We start from the raw sequence: 16,194 nt of genomic DNA, 5'->3' as shown, positions 1-16,194 counted from the left end.
GTTGCCTTTGTCGCGACTTGCTCGGCTCATCGACTCCTTCTTTCAGGTTACAAGCTCGAACTCGGGTGGTGGTTCTGGATCGTTTGGTGTCAACATTGATGGATCTACTGGAATTGTTTCTGGTTCAAACAGGCCTCCGTCAGACCTCCCCCCAACTCCGCCTCCAGGCCCACCACACACTCCACCAAGACCTACAGTGTAGAGTTGCTTCAAACGAAGAAAATCAGTCGATCGCCGCTCCGCAATTCTCGCAGTGTGACGTGCGAAATGAGGCGGGTTCGGCTCTTAGCCAGACCGAAGACTAGCGAAAAAAGCAGTCATTGGCGCAGCTTCAGCGAATTGGCGCTTTGTCCCGCAAACCCGACACTCGGCGGGCAATAATGCTGCGCACCGGGTCGAACGGCAGGAAACGCGGGCCGCATCGCGCAATCTTACATGGTGATGAGCGGCAACTATGGGCCGAGACCGCCCCTAACGGAGCTTAAGTGAGGATGGAGAACTGTCCGTCACACATCGGTACACAGGCTATCTGAAAGTTTGGCTGCTCAAGCTAGCCACTTTTTGGGCTCCGACAGCTTTTGCAACTCAAAGCCGATTGCACCCCTGATGTCCTAGGCTACGAGCGAACAGCCAACAGCGTTTGGGGATGCCCCCGATCTGACCCGATGCAACGGTGCTTCACTCTGATCATATGCACAAAGGACGGGAAGATCGTCTCCGGCTCGTCGTCCCAAGAGTGTGAGCAACCTCCGGACGATCGGTGGAACCAATCGGCCCCGGTGCGGCTCTCCGTGCAGTAGCTATTTTTTGGAGTGACGACGATGGACAGCGATAAGATCAAAGGCAAAGCCAAAGAGCTCGCCGGTAAGGCCAAAGAGACCTTGGGCGACGCCATCGATAACCACGAGATGGAAGCCGAGGGCAAAGCCCAGCAGGTTGAGGGCAAAGCCCAGCAGGCCGCAGGCAACGCCAAGGATGCTGTGCGCAGCGTGACAGACTGATCTGATCCAGCCAGCGCAATAGGAAAAGCGGACGCCTCGGGTGCCCGCTTTTTTTCAATGATTAACTCGTCAGACCACGAACCGAACAGTCTTCTGGACATCGATGCCAGCACGAGGTCGGCACGCAGACGTGAAGTCAGTCTCACTTCTAGCCACGCCTTTCATCCTCTCTATGGCCTCTCGTCGAGCGAGGTTTATCAGCCATGTTAGCTGTTCATGGAATGCGGTGAGGGGATGGGCGCGAGATTGCTGCGATGCGGCGTGACGTGAGTCCCAGAGTCTTTCTTATGTGCAATAAGGCAGCAATCCTGACCTAGACGGGGTGGTCTTAGCCAGCCATTCGCAGCCTTTCCCGCGGCGCACTCGTCCACGGGCTCGTGCGCACACGAAGCGCGTAGTGCTCTTGCAGAAGATCAAAGAACCGCTCAGCCCGGTCATCGACGTGATGGCGCGCCAACGCATCGAGGTCGTAGAGATGCTCGCGAACCCCGAAGGTCACATGGACGCGGTCATAGCTGTCCTGCGTGAGCCAGATCTCGTGCAGCGTGTTGCGTGCCACGATCCGGCTGGTGTGGTCCCGCCACGCGCCTTCGCAGCCCGACCATCTCTCTGTCAGGCATGTACCAATGACGTCGATCAGATCCTCATAAGCCCAATCCCACAGATCCACATCCCCGGCGTCGAGCCCCTCGAAGGGCTCGACATAGACGGTGCGCCCGTCCTGGCTCCAGTAAAGTCCCTCACCCATGACGCACCCCCCAGCGCACGGCGCGGCGCGGATCTCCGCAGGCATCTGCCAGCGCATCGAACACTTCCGCGATCACGGCCTCGCCGTCTTCGGTCATTCCGCGTCTGGGGTAATAGCCTTTGTATCGTCCCCGGAACTCCCGCTGAGGCACTGTAAAGTTAACTTCAGCGGAGCAAGTATCGGCTGATTTTGCCGATCAAGCGAGCTCGACGCCCGCGATGTTCCACCACAAGCTCATCGCGGCTTGACGGAGATCACGGAATTCTTCGGAGGTCATTTCAAGGCGTGGCAGGTGGAACAGATTGGCAATCGGGTCGTGGATCGAGACGAAGCGCTGCAGATGCCCCGGCGACTTGAAGCCCTACATGATCCGCTCCCGGCGCCGCACCGGTTGATGAGAATTTTCACCACGATTGTTAAGGCTTTTGTGGGATCGATGCTCGACACCCGGCGCGATCTCCTTCTTCGCTGCCGAATATGAGCGCAGCTTGTCGGTGATCATGACGCGGGGAAGGCCATGCTTTTTCAGAAGCTTGCGAAGAAGTCGCTTGGCGGCTTTCTTGTCCCGACGGCTCTGGACAAGGACGTCCAGAACGAAGCCCTCCTGATCAACGGCGCGCCAGAGCCAGTGTTTCTGGCCCCGGATCTTTACCACAACCTCATCAAGATGCCACTTTTCGCCCATCCGCCCGGTCGATCTCTCGCGGATTTCTCTGGCGAATTCTCTCCCAAACTTCTCTGCCCAGGCCCGCACAGTCTGGTGCGACACGATGATCCCGCGCACGGCTAACAGATCTTCAACCATCCGCAGACTCAGCGGGAACCTGAAGTACAGCCAAACTGCAGAGGCAATCACATCCGGCGGGAAACGGTGGCGGCGATAGAGCTCGGTCCTGGGCATGACGCCAGATCGCATATCCCGACGATCACCGCATTAACTTTACGGTGCCGGCCGGACAAATGACCGCTACGCATGAAGATCAAAATCGCAAAGAAAATCCTTGCAAAACCGGAGCTGTCCACAAATGGCAATGCCCTCCAAAGTCTAGGAATTCTGCTTCAGGGCCGGAGTGACGCCCCATGTGTCAGCCAGCATGTAGCCCGTTGGCCAAGGGTCATCGGGATCCAGCAGATAGGAATGTTGCCCAGAGATCCAGGCGCGGCCTGTGATCTGCGGAATAATTACCCTGCGCTTCCCGAGTTGTTCGACGCTCAGGATCTTACCGACAAAGCGCGAGCCGATGATCGAGGCGTGGATCAGCTCATCTCCCGCTTTCATCTGTCCCCTCGCCTCCAGAACGGCCATCCGCGCGGACGTTCCCGTCCCGGTAGGCGAACGGTCCGATCGACCCGGCGCCACGATGCAACTGTTGCGCGTGACCTTGCCGCTACCCTCAAAGGGCATGGCGAATTGCACAATCGACACGCCGCGCACATTCGGGAAGTCAGGGTGAGACACCTCGAACTGGTCGCGCGCAGCCTTGCGGATCTTCTCGCCGAGTATCGCAAGATCACGTGCCTCATCCGGCTTCACCTCGAAGCCGAGCGCCGTGGCATCGACGATACCGAAGAACATCCCGCCATATGCAATGTCGAGCGGGATCGTCCCATGCCCTTCGACCTCAAGCGCGCCATCGAGCACGGCAGCAAAGGCCGGTGCGTTGCGGAAGGTGATTGACTCGCACTTGCCGTCCTCGCACCGGGCGGTCACTTCGATCACGCCACCAGGCATGTCCAGGTTGAACCGGGTTACCGGCTCCTGCATCGGCACCATGCCTGTCTCCAGTAGAACGGTGGAAATGCAGATGGTGTTGGAGCCGGACATGGGCGGGTATTCTGTCGGCTCCATGATAATCGCACCCGCCACGCATCCCGGCGAAATCGGCGGCACGATCAGGTTGACGTGGCGCGCGACCGAGCCTCGCGGTTCGCAGATGAGCAGCTGACGTATGTGGTCGTGATCGCGCTCCATGGCGATCATCCGCTCCATCATGGTTTCGCCCGCTGGGGGCAAGACGCCGCCGATGATGACGTCACCGATTTCTCCCTCGGCGTGGCAGCCGACGACACTGATGTTGATCCGGGACCGCATGATCAGCCCTCCTAGCTTGACGTGACAAAGGACATGCGGACCACCGCCACGATACCTGGACAGCAGCCGCTGCCGAACTTCATTTCTAGCACAGGCGAAACGCTCTTCCCCAGAGCAGAGGCCATCCGCGTCAATAGTCGTGGAGACCCGGACGTTCTTCGGCCCGTGCCAGATCAGCCGGCAGCAGAGCCGCAGGGATGTTCTGATAACAGACCGGTCGGAGGAAGCGCCGGATCGACAATGTGCCAACCGAGGTCGCACCGAAGTTTGTCGAGGCCGGATAGGGGCCCCCATGCACCATGCTGTCGCTGACCTCGACACCTGTCGGGAATCCGTTCGCCAGCACCCGGCCTGCCTTGCGCTCCAGTACGGGCATCAGGCGGCGACCAAGTGCTGCATCGGCATCGTCCAGATGCAGCGTCGCGGTCAGCTGACCGGTGAAGCTGCGCGCAACAGACAGCATTTCGTCGGCGTCCTGCACGACGACGACCATGCCCAGCGGACCGAAGACCTCCTCGGCCAGCACATGATTGTCGATCCAGTCCCGCGCCGTCACACGAAACAGGAAGGGCTTCGCCTCGCGCCGGTCGCACATTGATGTCAGCAGGTCCTGCACGCCGGTCTGTTGGCCAACTCTGCTGGCGCCGTTGGCATAGGCCGCAGCGATCCCTTCGGTCAGCATTACCTGAGCACCGCTTTCCGACAGCGCTGCTCGGGTGGCTTCGACAAAGGCATCTGCCTCCGCGCCCGCAATCACCACCGCGATACCCGGATTGGTGCAGAACTGGCCCGCCCCCATGGTGAGCGAACCGGCCCAGCCCTGACCAAGCTCCGTGCCACGGTTGGCGAGCGCTTCGGGCAACATGAACATCGGGTTCACTGACCCAAGCTCACCGAAGAACGGAATCGGTTCGTCGCGATGTGCACAAAGATCGAACAGCGCGCGCCCACCAGAAAGCGATCCTGTGAAGCCCACAGCCTTGATCAGGGAATGCTGTACCAGCGCCTGCCCAACATCGATCGTGCCGCCCTGAACGAGTGAGAACACTCCCGCCGGCAGCCCGCATTCGAGGATTGCGGCGTGGATCGCCTCTGCAACGATTTCGCCCGTACCGGGATGTGCGTCATGCCCTTTGAACACGACCGGGCAGCCAGCCGCGAGCGCTGCCGCTGTGTCGCCCCCAGCGGTCGAGAAGGCGAGCGGAAAGTTCGAGGCGCCGAAAACGGCGACCGGTCCGACAGGGCGTTGCATTGCGCGCAGGTCGGGACGCGGCAGGGGCTGGCGCTCGGGCAGCGCTTCATCATAGCGGCGGTCGAGATACTCGCCGATGCGGATATGGTCCGCAAACAGTCGCAGTTGACCAGTGGTACGGCCCCGTTCGCCGTTCAACCGCACCTCAGGGAGCCCTGTTTCCTGGCACCCGATTTCGGTGATCGCTTCTGCTCTGGCCTCGATCTCCTCGGCGATGGCGTCGAGAAAGTCAGCGCGCGCCGCACGAGTCATATAGCCATAGGTCCAGAATGCGTCTTCGGCGGCGCGGGCGGCCTGATCCACCAGATCAGCTGTGCCGACAGAAAACACATGCACCGGCCCATTCGCGGGCGCGGAGGTAAAGGTCTGCTCTGTTCCGATCCACTCACCTGCGATGAGGTGCTTGCCGTGGGGAGTGAATGTCATGTGCATACCTTTCTTGTCGTGTGCGCGGACGGGCTCTGTCCGGCAATCTTTACCACGGTTCTTTGCGTCACCGCGGCTGTCTGAATGATACCGAATTCTAGACCTGCAACCGCAGTTATCCGGTTCTTTAGAACGCCTAGCGAAAATTTTCCCAATGTGCCAGCGTTTTTCCTATATGAAAATTTCTTGCCTTATAAAAAAATTATTGCCATAATCAGAAATGAATCAACGGAGGAGTTCCCAATGAAAAAAACAACCACAATCACCGCTTTGATCGCCGGGATCGCCATGGCCGGTGCCGCGCAGGCAGATAAGCTCGACGACATTATCTCATCGGGCAAACTGCGCTGTGCCGTCGTCCTCGATTTCCCGCCGATGGGCAGCCGCGATGCGGACAACGAGCCGGTTGGCTTCGATGTGGACTATTGCAACGACCTCGCTGCGGCGCTCGGTGTCGAGGCCGAGATCGTCGAGACGCCCTTCCCCGAGCGTATCCCCGCACTGGTGTCCGGCCGCGTTGACGTCGGCGTCGCCTCGACATCGGACACACTCGAGCGCGCCAAAACCGTCGGCTTCTCAATTCCTTACTTTGCCTTCGAGATGGCCGTAACCGCAAACGACGAAGCGGGCATCAGCTCCTACGAAGACATGAAGGGCCACACCGTGGGCGCCGTTGCCGGCACCTATGAGGCAATTGCGCTTGAGAAGCAGATCGAGGAGTGGGGCGACGGCACATTCCGTCCCTACCAGACCCAGGCGGATGTTTTCCTAGCGCTGAGCCAGGGCCAGCTTGACGCTACCGTATCGACCTCGACCGTGGCGATGGCCAATGTCAAAACCGGCAACTTCCCGGGGATCTCGGTCGTCGGCAAGGCACCTTTCGACACCGACTACGTGGCGCTGTTCACTAACCGCAACGAATACGGTCTGCTCAACTACCTGAACCTGTTTGTAAATCAGCAGATCCGATCCGGTCGCTATGACGAACTTTATGAAAAGTGGGTCGGCGGCGACGTTCCCTCCCTGATGGTTCCGAACGCCTATCGTTAATCGGACGTCGGCATAGATGGCGGCGCGGGTCAATCCCGCGCCGTCCTTCCCTCCGCATCCCTTCAGGTAGGAAACCGCCATGTTCGAGTACACCTTCCAATGGAATCAGGCGCTTGCCCGACTTCCGAAAATTCTGGAAGGTGCGGTGGTGACGATGGAAGTGGCGTTACTCTCGATGCTTTTGGGCATCGCATTTGCCATTCTCCTGACACTGCTGCGCCTTTCCGGCTCCCGCCCGCTGCATGCCATCGCGACCACCTGGATCGAGATTGCGCGCAATACCCCTGCCCTCTTCCAGATCTATATGGCCCATTTCGGCATTGCGAGCTTTGGAATCCACCTCAGCCCGTTCGCGTCACTTTTGATCGGGATCACCTTCAACAATGCCGGCTACCTCGCCGAAAACTTCCGCGGTGCCCTGAAAGCGATCCCCGACACACAGACGCGGGCTGGACGGTCGCTGGGAATGTCGCAACTTCAGGCGTTCCGCTACATCATCGTGCCACAAATGCTCCGTATCTCGTTCCTCCCAATGACGAACCAGATGGTCTGGGCGGTGCTGATGACGTCGCTGGGCGTGACTGTGGGCATGAATTCCGACCTCTATGGTGTCACGCAGGATCTGAACGCGCTCACCTTCCGCACGTTCGAACTGTTCGCCATCGCCGGGGTCATCTTCTACGTCATCACCAAGGCCATCACCCTGAGTGCGCGCCTCGTTGCGACGCGCCTTTTCCGGTATTGAAGGGAATAACACCATGTTCGATACCGCTCTTTCATCCTCAGATCTGCTCTTTCTCGCCAAAGGTGCGGGAATGACGATCATCGTAACCGTGATCTCAGTCACAATCGGAACCGTCCTTGGCATCCTGTTCGGAGTGATCCGTGTCCAGCTGGGCGCGGTCCTCTCGGCGCCGCTGACCTTCTTCCTTGATATCTTCCGATCGGTCCCGCTGCTGATCCAGCTGGTATTGGCCAACGCCTTCATGGGCATGGTGCTGCGGCTGCAATTATCGGGATTCACTGTCGCCTGTATGGTACTGTCGCTCTACACCGCCGCGTATTGCTCCGAGATTGTCCGCGGCAGCATCGACGCCGTCCCGAGCACGACCCGCCGAGCCGCGCGTTCACTCGGCATGAGCTGGGCGCAGGACATGCGCTACATCGTGATGCCTCTGGCCACGCGCGTTGCACTCCCGTCATGGATTGGCCTTGCACTTGGCGTCATGAAAGATTCGGCGCTGGTCTACGTGGTGCAGGTCACCGAATTGCTGAAATCCACACAGATCCTGATCACACGCCTGCAAGAGCCGCTGTTCCTGCTCATGATCTGCGGCGCCTTCTACTTCCTCATCAGCTTCCCGCTCGCCCGGTTCGGCGGATATCTCGAAAAAAGGTGGTCCAATGATTGAGATCCAGAACGTCCGCAAATCCTTTGGCCCGCTCGAGGTTCTGAAGGGCATCGATCTGACCGTCCAGAGGGGCGAGGTTCTGACGGTGATCGGCGGCTCGGGTTCGGGTAAATCGACGCTCCTGACCTGCATCAACGGGCTCGAACCGATCCATTCCGGCAAGATCCTCGTCGACGGTACGGAAGTGCATGCCAAATCGACCAATCTCAACAAACTCCGGCAAAAGATCGGCATCGTTTTCCAGCAGTGGAACGCGTTTCCGCACCTGACTGTTCTGGAAAATGTCACCCTCTCACCGCGCAAAGTGCTGGGCATGGGGAAGGCCGAGGCTGAGGTCATTGCTGAAAAGCAGCTCAAGCATGTCGGGCTGGGCGACAAGCTGTCTACCTACCCTTCGCGCCTGTCCGGCGGTCAGCAACAACGCATGGCGATCGCTCGTGCGCTGGCGATGTCGCCGGACTACATGCTGTTTGACGAAGTGACCTCGGCGCTTGACCCTCAGCTGGTGGGGGAGGTTCTGGAAACGCTTAAGATGCTCGCCGAAGAAGGTATGACCATGATCTGCGTGACGCACGAGATGACATTCGCCCGTGACGTATCGGATCGTGTAGCCTATTTTCATCAGGGCATCATGGCAGAGATTGGTGCCCCGGATCAGCTTTTCGGCGACCCACAGCATCCCGAAACGCGGAGGTTTCTGGCCAGCGTTCGCTAAGGCCAATGGGGGCGGCGGCGCCGTCACCCCCCAAAAGCACCCTGAAGCAAAGAGGCGCAGGTTTCTCCCCTGCGCCTCTTTCAATGTTGTTTAGCAGCGATCACATGCCGACAGCTTCCAGCCCTGTCGCCTCAAACTGGTCGAGTTGCGCCATTTCAGCATCGCTGAGCACAATACCGTCACGCATCGCCTTGCGACGTGCCGTGAAACGACGCTCCGAGGGCAGCCGTGCGCCTTGTGCACCGATTGCGCTCAGCAGTCTTTCTCCCTCGGCAATCGGATCGCGGCCGCTGTTCGCCGCAAAGGTGTTTGGATCAAGCGCCAGAATCAGGGCACCATGGCGCGGCAAGAGGTCAGTGCCCCCCATAAAGTCCAGCGCTTCCTTGCTCATGAACTCCCCCAACATCGCGCCAGACAGCAGTTCCACCATTGTCGAGATCGCCGAGCCCTTGTGGCCGCCGAAGGTCAGCATCGCACCGTCGAGCGCGGCTTCGGGATCAGTCGTCGGCTTGCCGTCTCGGTCGACCGCCCAGCCCTCGGGGATCAGCTTACCCGCACGACGGTGCAGCTCGATCTCTCCCCGTGCCGCGACGCTGGTCGCAAAGTCGAAGACATAGGGATGCTCTCCCTGACGCGGCCAGCCAAAGGCGAACGGGTTGGTCCCCAAAAGCGGCTCCTTTCCGCCTGCAGGCGCGACGAAGGAGTAGCTCGGGCACATGGAGAGCGAGGCGATCCCCTCTTCGGCCAGTGCCTCGACATCATGCCAGAGCGCCGAGAAATGCAGACAGTCCCGGATCACCAGCGCCGCAATCCCATGGGACCGCGCGCGCGTGACAAGGACATCCTTGGCCGCATAGAAGGCCGGGTTCGAAAACCCGCCCCTGGCATCGACTTCAATGACTGATTTTCCCAAATCGCGGATCTCAGGTTCCGCATCGGGCTCCACCTTGCCTGCCGCCAGCACGCGCAGGCAGCCCTCAATGCGATAGATCCCGTGCGACTTGCAGTTGTCACGTTCGCCGTCGACGATCACCCGCGCCACCGCCCTCGCGCTGTCAGGCCGCACGCCCACCCGCTTAAAGATGTTCTCGACGCGCGACAAAAGCGCAGCATAGGAAATGACATGAGTTTTGGGCATTCTGCGGTCGTCTCCGTGGGAAAGCTCTGGAGGGTCAAATGAGCGCGCGCGGCGCCTTATCTGGCCACGTCGGTGTAGGTACAGGCCCAGAAAATCCTGGCCTCTTCGTCGCCCAGCGCACGCAGACCGTGCCTGATCGTGCTGTCAAAATAGGCGCAATCGCCCGGCTCTAACACGACGGGTTTGTAGTGTTCGACAACCAGTTCGATCCGGCCGGACAGAACATAAATTGTCTCTTCGCCGTCATGCGCCTCAAGCTCACCGGGTTTCAGCGGCCCTCGCTGTTCCACGCGGGTGACCAGAGGAATGATCTTTTTCTCTGCCAGCGCGTTACACAGCACCTCAAATTCAAAGTTCTTCGACCGCACCTTACGACCCTGTCCCGCCTTGGTCACTGTCATACGGGTTGTCTGATGGGCCTCGTGATCGGACGAGAACAGCCGCTCCATACCCACGTCATAAGCGCGGGAGATTCTCACCAGATTCTCGTAGCTTGGCGAAACCCGGCCGTTTTCAATCTTGTGGATCGTCGAAAGCGCAAGACCGGTCCGCTGCGCCGCTACTTCAAGCGTAAAGCCGCAAGCCTGGCGTACGGCTTTCATCCGGTTACCAAGATCCAGACGCAGTTGCTGACGCTCAACTTCCCAGTCCTCGTTTGCAGGCTCGGTGTCACCACGAGAAGATTTTTCCATTTGAGCCATATTTTTCTTTTCTTACCATTCGTGATCGTTTAAGCATATTTTTGTGCAGGATGCAAGGTTAGCAGTCAGCCGATAGCAAAGAGTAATCCAATGTCAGCCCTTTCCACTGCTTTCGGCGCATATTGAACGAAACGCCGCTTTATTGACAGTCAAAGAGGTAAAATATGGCGACATCAATCATCTCCGCATCCGTTCAGGGGCCGCTGCTGGTCTGCGAAGAGGGGCTGAGTGTCTGGGGCGGCGTGAATCCATCCACTGGCGAGATTATTGACGCGCTTCACCCGCAGCGCGGCCGGTCGCTGGCTGGTCACATCGTTATGATGCCCACCAGTCGCGGGTCGTGCACCGGCAGCGGCGTTCTGCTGGGGCTGGCCTTTGCAGGGGCGGCACCGCGGGCGCTCATTTTCCGCGAGAGTGAGGACATCCTGACACTTGGCGCGCTGGTCGCCGGACGCCTCTTTGGCCATGATATTGCCGTGCTGCGCCTGAGCGCGACGGACTACGACGCGCTTGCGCGCGAAGATGCCGCCGAAATCACACCGACGCATCTGCTTGCCGGTGGGCAGAGTTGGGATCTGACCCCAGCTGGTGCCGCAGGCGCGCTGGAGCTGACCGCAGCCGACCGGGCTTTTCTCAACGGCGAGCATGGCGACGCAGCGCAGCTTGCCATGGAGATCATCTCCACAATGGCCACCGCACAGGGGGCGCTCCGCCTGACCGACGTGAGCCGCGTGCATATCGACGGCTGCATCTATGCCAGCCCCGCCTTTCTGACCTTTGCCCGTGCCATGGCGGACAAGGGCGGTCGGGTGCGTGTGCCAACCACAATGAACGCGATTTCCGTCGACCATGCCAACTGGCGGGCGCAGGGCGTTGATCCAGGGTTTGGGACGCCTGCCGCCGCGCTTGCCGATGCCTATGTTGAGATGGGCGCACGCCCGAGCTTTACCTGCGCGCCCTATCTACTGCCTGAGCCTCCAACGGCCGACGAAAACATCGCCTGGGCGGAAAGCAACGCGGTGATCTACGCCAACAGCGTACTCGGTGCGCGCACCGTGAAGCACGCCGATTTCATGGATCTGTGCATTGCGCTCACGGGTCGGGCCGCACAGGCCGGTGTCTATCTGCAAGAGCACCGTGTGCCGCGCCGGATCATAGACGTCAAAAAACCCGCCGGGGCGGATGACACCTTCTGGCCAATGCTGGGCTGGCTGGTGGGGCAAGCCGCGCCCGACCGGATCCCACTGATCCGCGGACTGGAACGCTCGGCCCCGTCTGATGATGATCTGAAGGCACTCTGCGCCGCTTACGGAACCACCTCCGCCTCGCCGATGCTTCATATCGCCGGGATCACACCCGAGGCCAATCTGGCCCCGGCACCAAATGCGGATCAAGTCTCCATCGGAGCGGAAGATTTCGCGCGCCTCTGGCTGCAGTTCAACCAGGGGGCTCCGCAGGTCGATCTCGTGGCGCTTGGCAGCCCACATTTCTCGGCTGCAGAATCCGCAATCTTTGCGCAGCTAATGGATGGGACCCAAGTCTCCCCGGACGTGACCACCATCATCACCCTCGGCCGCAACGCGCTGGAAGAAATTTCCGCGAACGGCGTGCGCACCCGGCTTGAGGCCGCCGGGGTCAGGATCATCCCCGACCTGTGCTGGTGCTCGATTTCCGAGCCGGTTTTCCCGCCGCACGCACAAGTGCTGATGACCAATTCCGGCAAGTACGCCCATTACGCTCCGGGCCTGAGCAACCGCACCGTCCGTTTCGGCTCTCTCGCACAATGCGCGGAAACAGCACGCAGCGGTCTCGCCCCGGCCACGCCTCCCGCGTGGATCCAACTCAGCGCCGCCTGAACGCGCGCGGAACCGACACACAATCGATCAATCCAAGGAGACCTTCATGAACAAAGATCCATTTCTCGGAACCATCCCTGCGCTGTTGACCCCCTGCGCCGCTGATCGCCAACCCGATTTCGACGCCCTCGTGCGCAAGGGTGAGGAAATGTTGGATGCCGGCATGTCGGGCGTCGTCTATTGCGGGTCGTGCGGTGACTGGCCGCTCTTGACCGACGCGCAGCGGATGGAGGGCGTTGAACGCCTGACCAGGGCTGGCGTGCCTGTCGTCGTCGGCACCGGCGCGATCAACACCAAATCGGCAGTGGCTCATGCAACACATGCGCAAGAGATCGGCGCCGCTGGCCTGATGGTCATCCCGCGTGTCCTGTCTCGCGGAATCTCGGTCCCGGCCCAGCGCAACCACTTCAAAGCGATCCTCGAAGCTGCGCCCGACGTGCCCGCGCTGATCTACAACAGCCCCTATTACGGCTATACAACCAAAGCGGACCTGTTCTTTGCACTGCGCGACGAACACAAAAATCTGATCGGTCTGAAAGAGTTCGGCGGCAAAGCTGATCTGAGCTATGCGGCAGAACACATCACCTCGCGGGATGACGACGTCCTCCTTATGGTCGGCGTCGATACCGAGGTCTACCATGGTTTCGTCAAGTGTGGTGCGGTCGGCACGATTACCGGAATCGGCACTATCTTCCCTAAGGAGTCGCTGTTGCAGACAGAGCTGTCGCGCCGTGCGGCTGCGGGCGATCTCGAGGCGGATCAGCGCGCACGCGAACTGGCAGACGCCTTCTCCGTTCTGGCGAAATTCGACGAAGGCGTCGACCTCGTGCTATACTTCAAACATCTGATGGTCCTGAAAGGCGAGAAGGAATACGCCTTGAACATCAACGAAACCGACACACTCTCGCGTTCGCAGGCGAAGTTCTGTGAAGCCCAATTCCATCAGTTCAACGCGTGGTTCGCGAACTGGTCGAGACAGGGCGGAGTGGTTGCTGAATGCATGTGATCGACAGTCACACCGGGGGCGAGCCCACGCGTGTGATCCTTGACAGCGGGCCGGATCTGGGGTCCGGCCCACTCGCCGAGCGGGCCGCAAAACTCGCAACGGATCATCAAGAATTCTGCCGCGCGCTGTTGCTTGAGCCGCGCGGACAGCCTGCCATGGTGTGCGCGCTTCTGGTCGAGCCCGTCGATCCGACCTGCATCACCGGGGTGATCTTTTTCGAAGCCGCCGCGGTTCTGGGCATGTGTGGCCATGGGACAATCGGGCTGGCCGCAACGCTCGTTCACATGGGGCGCATGGGTCTTGGACGGCACCGGATCGAGACGCCAGTCGGTGTCGTCACGGTCGATGTACACGACCCGAACACGGTAACGGTGACGAATGTCGAGAGCCGCCGCATCCGATCCGGCGTGTCGGTCGAGATCGACGGCATCGGTACGGTCACCGGCGACATTGCCTATGGCGGCAATTGTTTCTTTATCGTCGATCCCAGCCCGATCCCGGTGACCTCGTCGAACATTCAGCGCCTCACCGATGTCACAATCGCCATACGCAAGGCGCTGCACGCGCAGGGCATTGGCTGCGAGGGCGGAATGCCGGTCGATCACGTGATCTTCTACGGACCTGCTGACACCCCCGAGGCGCATAGCCGGAATTTCGTGCTTTGCCCCAACAACGCGTATGACCGATCGCCCTGTGGCACCGGATGCTCGGCCCGGCTGGCATGCCTTGCCGCAGAAGGCCGGCTGGCAGAGGGCGAGGAGATCGTGCAGGAAAGTGTGATCCGCAGCACCTATCGCTTGTCCTGGCGCAAGGGCCTCAATGGTGGCGTGATCCCTTCGATCACCGGGACGGCCTATGTCATGTCGGAGAGCACGCTGTTCTTCCTGCCCGAGGATCCGTTCCGACAGGGCATCACTCTCTGACTTCCGTGACCCGTCTGCCGGGCCGGGACTGTATCTTCGAAAGCGACCGAGACCTCCGATGCCGACACACCCATCCCAACCCGAAATCCTTGTCATTGGTGCGGGGATCATTGGAGTCACGGCCGCGCTCGCGCTGCAGTCCGAAGGGTACCGGGTCCGCATTCTCGACCGCAAAGGCATCGCCGCTGAAGCCTCGCGCGGGAATGCGGGCGCTTTCGCCTTTGCCGAGGTTGAACCGCTCGCGACCCCCGGCATTATACGCAAGGCCCCCAAATGGCTGCTTGATCCCCTCGGGCCGCTGTCGGTGCGCCCGTCCTATGCGATGCAGATCCTGCCCTGGATGCTGCATTTCTGGCGGGCGACCGCATCGTCACGCTATGAGGCCGCGGTCGATGCCCAATCAAACCTGATGCAGCTGTCGCAACAGGCGCTTGAGCGATTGATTGTGAAGGTCTCCGGAGCACCACTGATGCGCCGTGAGGGCCAGCTTCAGCTCTACGAAAACCGCGCTCAGTTCGAGGCTACCCTGCCCTTGTGGGAAAGGCGTCGTCGTCACGGCATCGCTTTCGACCTTCTGAAAAGCCCCGATGCCATTGCCGAGATCCAGCCGGGTCTAAGTCCGCGTTTCACCCATGCGGGCTATACGCCAGACTGGATGAACACGGTGGACCCCGCCCTTTGGACAGAGCGTCTCGCCCGGGCCTTTGTCGCCACCGGAGGCGAAATCGAGGTTGCCGAGGTAAGAGCCGTCACCCCGAGCGAAGATAGGGTCGAGGTCGAGACGAGTACCGGCACAGTCAGGGCCGATCAGATCGTTGTCGCTGCAGGGGCATGGTCGCATCAGATCGCCCGCATGCTCGGAGATCGGATCCCACTGGAAACTGAGCGTGGGTACAACACGACCTTCCCTGCCGCGAGCTTCGATCTCCGCACGCATCTGACCTTCAGCAGTCACGGCTTTGTTGTCAGCCGGATCGGAGACGGGTTGCGGGTCGGAGGCGCGGTCGAATTCGGCGGACTGGAACTGCCGCCGAACTATAAGCGCGCGGAAATGCTGGTACGCAAAACCGCCAAATTCCTCCCCGGTTTTGATCCGAAAGGGGGGCAGCAATGGATGGGCTTCCGCCCCTCCCTTCCCGACAGCTTGCCAGTCATCGCGCGCGCGCCGAAATCGGATCGTGTGATCTATGCTTTTGGGCATGGTCACCTCGGCCTGACACAATCCGCCGGTACAGCTGAAATCGTGGCCGCCCTCGCTGCACAGCGCACCCCATCTATCCCGCTCGCCCCCTTCAATCCACGACGGTTCTGATCCCGCGAGGTAGGATTGCCAACGGTATTGTCATGCTAACTTCGCCTGGTTCTGTCGCAAACTTTTCTGGCGCGAGCCGAGAGCCCTTTGGCCAGACACACTTAGCCAGCGAGGTCAGCGAAGGTCTGGAACGGACTGCGTCCGGCATCACCAAGTTGCCCCTTCCGGATCATGTGAGCGGCCTCGATCCCCGCGAGGGTCGCCTGCGCAGCATCGAAGGATTTGAAGCCCATCATCGGGCGGGTGATCTTCTTGATGAACCGGTGGTCCTGCTCGATCGTTCGCCCGCTCTCTCGGACCATTGGCGTTCGCGGGCTCACTGTTCAGATACTTCACCTGCAAGACCTCGATGAGCCAGAACCAGACAGCGAGGATCAGTGCGATGTTCATGTTGTCGAGACCGGCCAGATTGGCTCCGCTCATTATCAATGACCACCTTGTCCGGCCAGCCGTTCCGGTCGATCTTCCGCTCGAAGAACCGGGTGGCTGCATCTTCATCGCGCCGTTCAGACAGCATAAAATCAAGGGGTTGACCGTCCCGATCCACCGCCCTGTAGAGATA

At 60.2% G+C, this 16,194-nt stretch carries 14 protein-coding genes and 2 pseudogenes; 9 read left to right on the top strand and 7 right to left on the bottom strand.

Annotated elements, in window-relative coordinates; all coding sequences use genetic code 11:
- The first annotated feature begins 821 nt into the window (after positions 1 to 821).
- A complete protein-coding gene (locus FEV53_RS15870) occupies positions 822 to 1,001 on the top strand; it encodes a CsbD family protein (RefSeq protein ID WP_142835770.1) in 180 nt (59 codons plus the stop codon).
- Positions 1,002 to 1,329: 328 nt separating this feature from the next.
- On the opposite strand, the gene FEV53_RS15865 is transcribed toward FEV53_RS15870, so the two are convergent.
- From FEV53_RS15865 to FEV53_RS15850, 4 genes and pseudogenes are all read right to left on the bottom strand, one after another.
- Complete coding sequence (locus FEV53_RS15865) at positions 1,330 to 1,749, bottom strand: hypothetical protein (RefSeq protein ID WP_142835769.1); 420 nt, start codon at positions 1,747 to 1,749, stop codon at positions 1,330 to 1,332.
- A gap of 196 nt (positions 1,750 to 1,945) precedes the next feature.
- Positions 1,946 to 2,650: pseudogene (locus tag FEV53_RS15860) on the bottom strand (IS6 family transposase).
- 144 nt (positions 2,651 to 2,794) lie between these two features.
- A complete protein-coding gene (locus tag FEV53_RS15855) occupies positions 2,795 to 3,841 on the bottom strand; it encodes a proline racemase family protein (protein WP_142835768.1) in 1,047 nt (348 codons plus the stop codon).
- A 130-nt stretch (positions 3,842 to 3,971) separates the two neighbouring features.
- A complete protein-coding gene (locus FEV53_RS15850) occupies positions 3,972 to 5,519 on the bottom strand; it encodes an aldehyde dehydrogenase (NADP(+)) (RefSeq protein WP_142835767.1) in 1,548 nt (515 codons plus the stop codon).
- Positions 5,520 to 5,762: 243 nt separating this feature from the next.
- Here FEV53_RS15850 and FEV53_RS15845 point away from each other — a divergent pair, with 243 nt between their 5' ends.
- From FEV53_RS15845 to FEV53_RS15830, 4 genes are all read left to right on the top strand, one after another.
- Complete coding sequence (locus tag FEV53_RS15845; RefSeq protein ID WP_142835766.1) at positions 5,763 to 6,569, top strand: ABC transporter substrate-binding protein; 807 nt, start codon at positions 5,763 to 5,765, stop codon at positions 6,567 to 6,569.
- A 79-nt stretch (positions 6,570 to 6,648) separates the two neighbouring features.
- Positions 6,649 to 7,314 (top strand): amino acid ABC transporter permease, encoded by a 666-nt coding sequence (locus tag FEV53_RS15840; protein WP_142835765.1) that lies wholly within the window; start codon positions 6,649 to 6,651, stop codon positions 7,312 to 7,314.
- A gap of 13 nt (positions 7,315 to 7,327) precedes the next feature.
- On the top strand, positions 7,328 to 7,981 hold the full coding sequence (locus tag FEV53_RS15835) for an amino acid ABC transporter permease (RefSeq protein WP_142835764.1): 654 nt from the start codon (positions 7,328 to 7,330) through the stop codon (positions 7,979 to 7,981).
- On the top strand, positions 7,974 to 8,696 hold the full coding sequence (locus FEV53_RS15830; protein ID WP_142835763.1) for an amino acid ABC transporter ATP-binding protein: 723 nt from the start codon (positions 7,974 to 7,976) through the stop codon (positions 8,694 to 8,696). The genes FEV53_RS15835 and FEV53_RS15830 overlap by 8 nt, the downstream gene beginning before the upstream one ends.
- Before the next feature lie 100 nt (positions 8,697 to 8,796).
- Here FEV53_RS15830 and FEV53_RS15825 read toward each other — a convergent pair whose 3' ends face one another.
- Positions 8,797 to 9,834 (bottom strand): Ldh family oxidoreductase, encoded by a 1,038-nt coding sequence (locus FEV53_RS15825; protein WP_142835762.1) that lies wholly within the window; start codon positions 9,832 to 9,834, stop codon positions 8,797 to 8,799.
- Between the two features lie 56 nt (positions 9,835 to 9,890).
- Positions 9,891 to 10,526, bottom strand: a complete 636-nt coding sequence (locus FEV53_RS15820) for a helix-turn-helix domain-containing protein (RefSeq protein WP_246100844.1) — start codon at positions 10,524 to 10,526, stop codon at positions 9,891 to 9,893.
- 173 nt (positions 10,527 to 10,699) lie between these two features.
- On the opposite strand from FEV53_RS15820, the gene lhpI reads away from it, so the two are divergent.
- Genes lhpI through FEV53_RS15800 form a run of 4 tightly spaced genes read left to right on the top strand, consistent with a single transcriptional unit; the run spans position 10,700 to position 15,632 of the window.
- On the top strand, positions 10,700 to 12,391 hold the full coding sequence (gene lhpI, locus FEV53_RS15815) for a cis-3-hydroxy-L-proline dehydratase (RefSeq protein ID WP_142835760.1): 1,692 nt from the start codon (positions 10,700 to 10,702) through the stop codon (positions 12,389 to 12,391).
- Positions 12,392 to 12,437: 46 nt separating this feature from the next.
- Positions 12,438 to 13,397: a dihydrodipicolinate synthase family protein gene (locus tag FEV53_RS15810; RefSeq protein ID WP_142835759.1), complete on the top strand. Its 960-nt coding sequence runs from the start codon at positions 12,438 to 12,440 to the stop codon at positions 13,395 to 13,397.
- Positions 13,388 to 14,320, top strand: coding sequence for a 4-hydroxyproline epimerase (locus tag FEV53_RS15805; protein WP_142835758.1), 933 nt, complete (start codon positions 13,388 to 13,390; stop codon positions 14,318 to 14,320). Before FEV53_RS15810 ends, FEV53_RS15805 begins: the two co-directional genes overlap by 10 nt.
- Positions 14,321 to 14,378: 58 nt before the next feature.
- A complete protein-coding gene (locus FEV53_RS15800; RefSeq protein WP_142835757.1) occupies positions 14,379 to 15,632 on the top strand; it encodes an NAD(P)/FAD-dependent oxidoreductase in 1,254 nt (417 codons plus the stop codon).
- Positions 15,633 to 15,733: 101 nt separating this feature from the next.
- On the opposite strand, the pseudogene FEV53_RS21590 reads toward FEV53_RS15800, so the two are convergent.
- Positions 15,734 to 16,194: pseudogene (locus FEV53_RS21590) on the bottom strand (DDE-type integrase/transposase/recombinase); the annotation flags it as partial.

This window comes from Palleronia caenipelagi (genome assembly GCF_007004065.1).
Classification (GTDB): Bacteria; Pseudomonadota; Alphaproteobacteria; order Rhodobacterales; family Rhodobacteraceae; genus Palleronia; species Palleronia caenipelagi.
Note: the sequence above shows the minus strand (reverse complement) of the source record. Positions and strands in the feature narration are given on the sequence as shown.